This window comes from Methylobacterium sp. WL69 (genome assembly GCF_008039485.1).
In the GTDB taxonomy this organism is placed as follows: domain Bacteria; phylum Pseudomonadota; class Alphaproteobacteria; order Rhizobiales; family Beijerinckiaceae; genus Methylobacterium.
The window spans coordinates 1-8,879 of the sequence record NZ_VRUZ01000132.1; the positions used below are offsets into that span (position 1 = coordinate 1).

The 8,879-nt window shown below is 72.9% G+C and carries 7 protein-coding genes; 2 read left to right on the plus strand and 5 right to left on the minus strand.

Annotated elements, in window-relative coordinates; genetic code table 11:
• The first annotated feature begins 25 nt into the window (after positions 1-25).
• Entirely contained in the window at positions 26-451 is a 426-nt protein-coding gene (locus tag FV218_RS20960; protein ID WP_246685219.1) for an RDD family protein, read from the plus strand.
• A 119-nt stretch (positions 452-570) separates the two neighbouring features.
• Positions 571-1,317 carry an arginyltransferase gene (locus tag FV218_RS20965; RefSeq protein ID WP_056092923.1) on the plus strand — a complete coding sequence of 249 codons (747 nt, stop codon included), beginning with the start codon at positions 571-573 and terminating at the stop codon, positions 1,315-1,317.
• A 725-nt stretch (positions 1,318-2,042) separates the two neighbouring features.
• Here the strand turns inward: FV218_RS20965 and FV218_RS20975 are convergent.
• The 5 genes from FV218_RS20975 to fhuF all read right to left on the minus strand — a co-directional run.
• Positions 2,043-4,193, minus strand: a complete 2,151-nt coding sequence (locus FV218_RS20975; RefSeq protein WP_147711407.1) for a helicase-related protein — start codon at positions 4,191-4,193, stop codon at positions 2,043-2,045.
• A 77-nt stretch (positions 4,194-4,270) separates the two neighbouring features.
• On the minus strand, positions 4,271-5,773 hold the full coding sequence (locus FV218_RS20980; RefSeq protein WP_082476539.1) for a DUF2252 domain-containing protein: 1,503 nt from the start codon (positions 5,771-5,773) through the stop codon (positions 4,271-4,273).
• A 128-nt stretch (positions 5,774-5,901) separates the two neighbouring features.
• On the minus strand, positions 5,902-6,330 hold the full coding sequence (locus FV218_RS20985) for a hypothetical protein (protein WP_147711408.1): 429 nt from the start codon (positions 6,328-6,330) through the stop codon (positions 5,902-5,904).
• A gap of 125 nt (positions 6,331-6,455) precedes the next feature.
• Entirely contained in the window at positions 6,456-8,180 is a 1,725-nt protein-coding gene (locus FV218_RS20990) for an ABC transporter ATP-binding protein (RefSeq protein ID WP_147711409.1), read from the minus strand.
• A gap of 11 nt (positions 8,181-8,191) precedes the next feature.
• Positions 8,192-8,879, minus strand: a 688-nt coding sequence (gene fhuF, locus FV218_RS20995) for a siderophore-iron reductase FhuF (RefSeq protein ID WP_147711410.1), incomplete at its 5' end; no start/stop codon positions are given.

The window sequence follows — 8,879 nt, forward strand, 5'->3', positions numbered from 1 at the left end:
CCCCCAGACCGCCTACGGCGCCCCCATGGCCCTGCCCGTGGTCCGGGCGAGCCTCGGCGCACGCTTCGTCGCCTATCTGCTCGACATCCTGTTCATCTTCGGGTTCACGGCGCTCCTGACCCTGCTGATCACCGTGGTCGGCGCCCTCACGTTCGGGCTTGGCTGGACCCTGTTCGCGGTGCTGCCGGCGAGCGGCATCCTCTACAGCGCCGTGACGGTGGGCGGCGCCGGCCAGGGCACCTGGGGCATGCGGATGATGGGCCTGCGGGTGGTGAACCAGGCCGGCACGCGGGTCGACATGATCACGGCGGCCGTCCACGCCCTGCTGTTCTACGTGGCGATCTCGACCTTCCTGCTCTGGGCCCTCGATGTGGTCATCGGCCTCGTGCGGCCCGACCGGCGCCTCGGCCACGACCTGGTCCTCGGCCTCGCCGTGGTGCGGGCGGCCTGAGGCCGCGGCGCGAAAATCGGTGGCGGTGAGCCCGCGCGGGTGTTGAGCCGGCCGAGGTTGTGGCTACACTCGGTTCCAGGGCCGCGCGGCGCGTCCCGAGGCTGTGGACGACCGACCGCGTGACGAGCCATTCCCGCGACACACCGCAATTCTACCTGACCGCGCCGTCCGCCTGCCCCTACCTCCCGGGGCAGGAGGAACGGAAAGTGTTCACGCACCTCGTCGGGCGCCGCGCCCGCGACCTCAACGAGATCCTGACCCAGGGCGGCTTCCGCCGCTCGCAGACCATCGCCTACCGGCCGGCCTGCGAGAGCTGCCGGGCCTGCATCTCCGTGCGGGTGGTGGTGGCGGACTTCGCGCCCTCGGCGAGCCAGCGCCGCATCCTCCAGCGCAACGCCGACCTCGTCGGCGCCCCCGAGCCGAACCGCCCGGTCTCCGAGCAGTACGCCCTGTTCCGGCGCTACCTCGACGCCCGCCACGGCGACGGCGGCATGGTCGACATGACCGTGCTCGACTACGCCATGATGATCGAGGACAGCCACGTCGACACCCACCTCGTGGCCTATCGCCGGCGCGGGCCCGACACGGCCATCAACGGGCGCGGCGTCGGCCCCACCATCGCCCTGTGCCTCACGGACGTGCTCTCCGACGGGCTGTCCATGGTCTACTCGTTCTACGATCCGGCGGAGGCGCACCGCTCGCTCGGCACCCTGATGATCCTCGACCACATCCGCCGCGCCCGCGACCTCGGCCTGCCCTACCTCTACCTCGGCTACTGGGTCGAGGGCTCCCGTAAGATGGACTACAAGGCGAAGTTCACCCCCCAGGAACGGTTGATGGGACCGGGCTGGCAGCGCGTGGAGTGAGTTTTTTGGGGGGGGTGGACCGCCCTCCCCCTTGTGGCGGGGCGATCGCAGAAGGATGCATGCGTTTGGGCCGGCCCTTGCCCCTTGGTGCAGAGCGTCTGCGCGCATCCCCCTCTCCCCGCCTGCGGGGAGAGGGCCGCAGGCACCCCGTCGTGCCTGCGGCGAGCGAAGGCGAAGCCGCAGCGAAGGTGAGGGGGCTGCGTCGGAGGAGCCTCTTCCGGATTCGCCCCCTCACCCTCGGCTGCCGCCTCGACGCGCTCCCCGGCAGGGGGGAGACGCGTCCCTCTCCCCGCAGGCGGGGCGAGGGGATGCGCACGGGGGCCGTGCTTGTTCGACAACCCTCTTCTGCGGCGGCTTCAGACCGCGACCATCAGCTGCGATCGCTCTGCCCTTGCGGGGAGGGATCGAGGGTGGGGGTGGCTCCGCCGGCCTCCGCAAGCTGAGGGTCACCCAACCACCCCCACCGCCAGTTCCTCCCCGCAAGGGGGCTATTGGATTCACACATCCGCCCGGTGGCTGATATCGAGAGCCGCAATGAGCCGGCATCAGGCGCGACAGGCCCCCTCTCCTGGAAGGAGAGGGTTGGGGTGAGGTGTGCGAACTCTCCGAATAAGTCCCACACCTCACCCTGTCCCTCTCCTTCCAGGAGAGGGGACCCGAGCATCCCGCGAGATGTGTGAATGCCGTAGCCCGCAAGGGGGAGGAGGGCCGGTTGGCGACCGCTCTCAGTCCGCTTTCGCCAAGGCCTTTTCCAGATCCCTGCGCCGAGCGACCTTCAGCGTCGCCGTCTCCCTGAGCGTCCGCTCGATGGAGGCGTTGGCGCGCTCGCGGACGGCGCGCATGGCGGCGACGTCATCGAACGTTTCCGGAAAGCGCCGGGCGAGCCACAGGTAGGCGCTGGCGAGGCGGACCGTGCGCTCCTGATAGACGAGGTCGCCCTGGGGATCGGCGCGCAGGGCCGGCACGGTGGCGCCGAGGGCCCGCGCCTGGACCCAGCGCGCGACCACGTCGACGGCGATGGGGTCGCGCCGGTCGATGGGCGTGACCGCGAAGGCGAATTTTTCGCGGATCGGCAGGGCGACCCCGTCCACCGCCTCGGCGGCCCCCAAAAATTCCTCCAGGGCCGAGGGCTGGAACGGCGAGCCGTCGTAGAAGGTCGCGCGGGAGAAGTGCGCCATGACCGTGCTCAGGGACTCCGTGCCGAGTTCGGCCGCCGCCGCCTCGATGGCGGCGAGGTCGGGCCGGACGAAGAACCGGGTGTCGGCGGCGGGCGCCGTCGGCGCGCCCGATAGGGCGTCGCGGATCGGCCCGAGTCCGTCGTCGTCGGTGGCGGCGACGTAGCCCGCCTCCTGATGGCCGAAGCGGCCGGCGCGGCCGGCGATCTGGCGGATCTCGGCGTTGGTCAGCGCCCGCACGGCGGTGCCGTCCCACTTGGCGATTGCGGCGAAGATCACCCGCTTGAGGGGGCCGAGATTGAGGCCCATGCCGATGGCGTCGGTGGTGACCAGCACCTCGGCCTCGCCGTCGCGGAACCGCCCGGCCTCGGCGCGGCGCACCTCCGGCGACAGGGCGCCGTAGATGGTGGCGACGGAGCGCCCGGCGGCCACCAGGATTTCGCGGTTCTCGTGCACGGCCCGGCGCGAGAACGCCACGACGGCGTCGCCCGGCTCCACCGCCTCCAGGGGCACGGGCGCGTCGAGGGCGACCAGGGGCGTCTTGCGGGTGAAGGTGACGACGTCGAGGGATTCGCCCGCCGCCTCCGCCGCGCGCCGCACGGCCGAGAGGGCGTCCTCGGCGCCGCAGACGATGACGAGGCGGGCCGGGATGCCGAACAGGGCGTTGGTCCAGGCCCAGCCCCGGTCGGGGTCGGACAGCATCTGGATCTCGTCGATGACCGCGACGGCGATGGGCCGGCGCAGGTCCGCGGTCTCGATGGTGCGGGCCGTGTGGGTCGGGTCGGGCTCGCCCAAAATCTCCTCGCCCGTGACCATGCCGGCACGCAGGCCGCGCGCCGCGAGGTTTTCGTAGTTCTCCAGGGCCAGCAGCCGCAGGGGCGCGAGGTAGGTGCCGGTGCCGGCCTTCGCCAGGGCTTCGAGGGCGGCGTAGGTCTTGCCGGAATTCGTCGGCCCCATGTGGAACACGATGCGTCGGCCGAGGCGCCGGGCGGCGGAGAACTTGTCGATGTAGGACCCGAATCCCGCCCGGTCGCGCAGGCGCCGGGTGCCGGAGGCCTCCTGCGCCACCACCCGCCCCCGAGCGCGGACGCCCTTCAGGGTGTCGAGGATGGCGGCGGCCACGTCCGGCCCGTCGGTGAAGACCCGCGAGCGCAGGGAGCGGTCGAGGTGGGCGATGTAGGTGACGGCGTCGGCCCCGGTCTCGGCCATGTCGGCGCGGATCTGGTCGCGCAGGCGCAGGATGGTGCGGTTGAGGGCGCCGCGGGTGCGGCCGGCGACCTGGGTCACCCGCGCCCGCAGGGCGTCGCGGCGCCACGCCGGATCGTTGCCGAGCGTCATCTCGTCGAGGATTTCGGCGGCGTCCGCATCGATTGCGGTGTCGATGCGCAGGTCGAGGCGGTTGTCGTCCAGCAGCGGGCACAGCACCCGCACGCGCCAGCGCAGGGTTCCGTCCGGATCGGCCTCCGCCCGCAGGGCCGGGATCGCCTGGGCGAGGACCGGGACGCCGTCGCGCAGAAAGTCGCGGCGGGCGTCGGAGGCCCGCAGGGCGCGGGCCACGGCGTCGTCCTCGCAGACGCCGCCGAGTTCCGGCAGGCCGAGGCGCTCGCGCAGGGCGTCCCGGTCCACGGCGCCCGCCGCGATGCCGAGCCGGTGCAGGGCGTCGGCGAGGAAATCCGTGGTCCGGTGAATGCGGCGCGCCATGCCCCACCCTCCGGGGGGCGCCCCCGAGAATCAAGCGTCCCGCACGGCTCCACCCACCGCTCGGGCCCGGCGGATCGTCACAGATGCGGATCGGGCGCGGCCTCGAGGCGGCCGTCGGCGATGGCGGCCAGGAAGATCTCGTAATCGGCCTGGTTGCGCTCGCCGTAGGCGTCGGCCCAGTCGGCCAGGGCCTCGCGCAGGTCGGCGTGGCGGTCCTTGCCGCAATAGCCCGCGATGGCGGCGGCATCGCCGGTGCGGGCGTGCGCCCGGGCCAGCAGGGCGCCGTAGGCCCAGGAGAAGTACAGGAGCGGCTGGCCGGTCATGCACGAGACCGGGATCTCGCCCTTCATGTTCTTCATCTGGCGCACGTAGAACGGCCGGTCGGCGATGGTGGTCCAGCCGAGCAGGGGATCGCCCACCGCCTGGAGCAGGCGCTGGCCGTAGATCACCCGCTCGCCCTCGTGGCTGGCATAGGGCTCGGGCATGCCGGGAAGATACGGCGCGTGGGCCGGGCGCACGGCCTCCTTCACCTGGAGGAAGAGCACGTCCTGATCCGAGTTGCCGCACAGGAGCGCCACGTAGGCGCGGGTGCCGACGCTGCCGACACCGACGACGCGGTGGGCGACGTCGACCACGTGGTAGCGGCTCAGCATGAACCGGCGCTCGCGCGGCAGGGTGTCGGCGTAGTGTTCGAGGCCGGAGATCACGGCGTCGCGGGTGGCGTCGTCGACGCGGGTGAGGATCGGCGGGTCCTCGCGAAAGCGCCAGCCGCCGTCGACCCGGCGCTCGCCGACCCGGGCGAGCAGGGTCTGGTTGGTGCGCTTGCGCGCCTTCTCGACGGCCTTGCGCACCACGCCCTGCGATTCGGCGTCGATGCGGAACCCGGTGAAATCGAGGTTGTCGGCCCGGGCCGATTGCTGCCAGACGTCGAGGGGTCCCTGGGGCGCCAGATCCGTCATGGTGTGCTGGTAGCCGCCCACCGCCGCGATCACCGCCGCGCGGCGCTCGGGCGCCGGGACGTTGTCGCCGCGCGCCGCCACCTCGATGCTGGCGACGAGGCGCTTCAGGTCCCATTCCCACGGGCCGATGGTGACCTCGTCGAAATCGTTGAGGTCGAGGACCACGTCGCGCTGGGGCGTGCCGAACAGGCCGAAGTTCGAGATGTGGGCATCGCCGTTCATCGCCACCAGGATGCCGCTGCGGGGCGACTGCGCCAGGTCCCAGGCCATGACGTGGGCGGCCCCGCGCAGGAAGGCGAAGGGCGAGCTCGCCATGCGGGCCACCCGCAGGGGGACGAGGTGGGCCTGGCGCCCGTCATGGGCGCCCTCGACGAGGCTGACGGGATCGGGCCGGTCCGGCGGCAGGAACAGGGGGGCGTGGCTCTCGTGCGGCACGGTCTCGCGCAGGACCTTGCCGGCGGCGCGGCGCTTCTCCCACGGCTCGCCGGCGCCGCGCAGGTCGATCCGGGGGTAGTCGGCCAGGGGTTCGAGGACCACGGCCTCGGCATCCCCGACGGTCTCCACCGCGTCGGGCTCGGAATGCGGGCCATCGTGCCCGGCAAAGTCGTTCGACCGTTCCATGTCCAGACCCGTGCCCCTCACCCTGCGCCGACGACAACCGGAGCCATGCCACATCGTTGCCGTCCGGGGGATTAAAGCCGGCCCCGCGGACGTGGCCCCGGCCGTCCGCGATGTCGCATCCGCGCCGATCAGGCCGGCGGCCGGGGCGAGTCCGCCGCCGCGTCGAGCCAGGCCCGCCGCGTCGCGATGAGCTGCTTCAGCCGGGCCGCCCGGCGCTCGCGCCTCTCGCAGCCGGACGGCTCGGGACAGAAGAGGTCGCCGGCCTCGCCGCTGCCCGAGATCAGGGCGAGGACGGCCAGGACGAGGCCCATGAGGGTGAGGATCGCCAGGGCGACGAACGGCCAGGCGAGGCCGAGGCCGACGAGGGCGGCGAGGCCGAGCTTCAGGCCGAGGGACGCCGCGAGCTTGAGCTTGACCAGGGCCGCGAAGGTCGCGCCGGCACCGCCGAGGCCGCGCAGGGCCCGCAGCACCCGCACGCGCAGGCGCCGCCGCGCGGCCAGGGCTTCCAGCCGGCGCAATTCGCGCGTCACGCGCCGGATTGCGAGATCCGTCGGCACCTCAGCCCCATCCGCGCCCCGTGCCGCCAATCCCGCCTGCTCCCCCTCGGTCGGTCACGGCCAGCCGCCACCCGACCCCGGAAGAGGCGCTGATTCGCGCCGCGAAAACCATCCCCCGACCGGGCTCAGCGCCGCCCGGACGCGAACTGCGCCGCGTAGAGGCGGCCATAGGCGCCTCCGGATTCGAGGAGGGCCTCGTGCGGGCCCTGCTCGACGATGCCGGTCTCCCCCACCACCACGATGCGGTCGGCCTGCTGGATGGTGGCGAGGCGGTGCGCGATGACGAGGGTGGTGCGGCCATGCGCGAGGTCCGCAAGGGCGTGCTGGATCTCGCGCTCGGTCTCGGTGTCGAGGGCGGAGGTGGCCTCGTCGAGGATGAGGATCGGCGGGTTCTTGAGGAACACCCGCGCGATGGCGAGGCGCTGCTTCTGGCCGCCCGACAGCTTCACGCCGCGCTCGCCGACCACCGTGTCGAGGCCGTCCGGCAGGGAGGCCAGCAGGGCGTCGAGGCGCGCCCGCCCGGCCGCCGCCCGGATATCGCCGTCGTCGGCGTCGAGGCGGCCGTAGGCGATGTTCTCCCGGATCGTGCCGGCGAACAGGAACACGTCCTGCTGGACGATGCCAATCTGGCGGCGCAGGGAGGCCAGGGTCAGGTCGCGGATGTCGGTCCCGTCGATGGTGATCCGGCCGGTCTCGACCTCGTAGAAGCGCGGGATCAGGGAGCAGAGCGTCGTCTTGCCGGCGCCCGAGGGCCCGACGAACGCCACGGTCTCGCCGGCCCGGATGGCGAGGTCGAGACCGGACAGGACCGGCCGGCCCGCGGCGTAGCCGAAGCCGACGCCCTCGAACCGGATGTCGCCGCGCAGGGGCCCCGCCGCCACGGCGCCGGGGCGGTCGACGATGTCCGGCACCGTCGCCAGGAGCTCGGCGTAGCGCCGGAAGCCGGCGATGCCCTTCGGGTAGGTCTCGACCACGGCGCCGATCTTTTCCAGCGGCCGGTAGAACACGCCGACCAGCAGCAGGAAGCCGACGAAGCCGCCGGGGCTGAGCTCGCCCCGGACCACGTAGGCGGCGCCGCCGAGCAGCACCACGATCTGGACCAGCCGCATGCCGAGGTAGTTGATCGACAGGCTCGCCGCCATGATCCGGTAGGCTTCGAGCTTGGTGGTGCGGTAGAGGGCGTTGTCGCCGGCGAAGAGGCGCCGCTCGTGGGGCTCGTTGGCGAAGGCCTGGACCACCCGCATCCCCCCGACATTCTCCTCGATGCGGGCGTTGAAGGCGCCGACCCGGCCGTACTGCGCCTGCCAGTTCCGGGTCATGCGGCCGCCGTAGCGCAGGGTCACGAAGGCGATGACCGGCAGGATCGCCGCCGTCATCAGGGCCAGGGGCGCATGGACGTACAGCATCAGCCCGAAGGCCCCGAACAGGGTCATCACGGCGATGAACAGGTCCTCGGGCCCGTGATGGGCGACCTCGCCGATCTCCTCGAGGTCCTTGGTCACGCGGGCGACGAGGTGGCCGGTCTTCTGGTTGTCGTAGAACCGGAACGACAGGATCTGCAGGTGATCGAAGGCCCGCGCCCGCATCTCGGTCTCGATGTTGATGCCGAGGACGTGGCCCCAGTAGGTGACCACCACCATCAGGCCGGCATTGGCGACGTAGACGAGGCCGAGGCCGAGGGCCGCGAGGAGGATGAGCTGCCAGTCCTGGCGCGGCAGCAGCACGTCGACGAAGACCTTCACCGCCATGGGGAAGCCGAGTTCGAGCAGGCCCGACAGGACGGCGCAGCCGAAATCGACGAGGAACAGCGTCCGGTGCGGCCTGTAATAGGCGAGGAAGGCTTTCAGCATCGGGGACCGGTTCACGCGTCGGCGACGGGTTCAAGGGGACAGAGCGCCCCGCAGGAGGGAACGCCCGGAAGGCGATGGCGCAGGCAGCACGCGCGCCGCCGCCGGCAGCCCCCGGCGCCGGGGCACAGGGCCTGCGCCAGGGGGGTCCTAGCGCAGGCGGCGCCCCCGCACCATCCGAGGCAGTTTGCCACCTCGGCGCCGGCGGGGGCGTCGCCGCCGCCGAGTTCGCCGGCGACGTGGCCGAGGATCACGGCGGCGTTGCCCCACAGGACCCGGGGCGCGACGCCGCTCCGTGCGTGGCAGAGCTCCACGAAGGGACGCAGGTGGCCCTCCACCAGGCCCGCGAGGCCGGGCGCCACGCGGGCCGACGGGTCGCCGTCGCCCGCCACGACGAGCCGGGCGGGCCGGCCGGCCCCGTCGAGTTCGAGGCCCGTCGCCGAAAAGGCGAGCGGGAGCGGGCGGCCGAGGCGCACCAGGGCGGTGAGGGCCGGCGTCGCCAGGGCCGCGAGGTAGAACTGGCTCCAGTACGACACCAGGATGCGCCGGTCCGCCGCCTCGGATCGGGCCCCGAGCCCCGCCGCGAAGGCCGAGAGGGTGGCGTCGAACACCGCCGGGTCGCGGAGCGCGCTGAGCGGCCGGGCGTGCGGGCCGGCGGGCCCGGCCGCGACGCCGTCGCGGTAGGCCCGGAGCGAGTCGGGC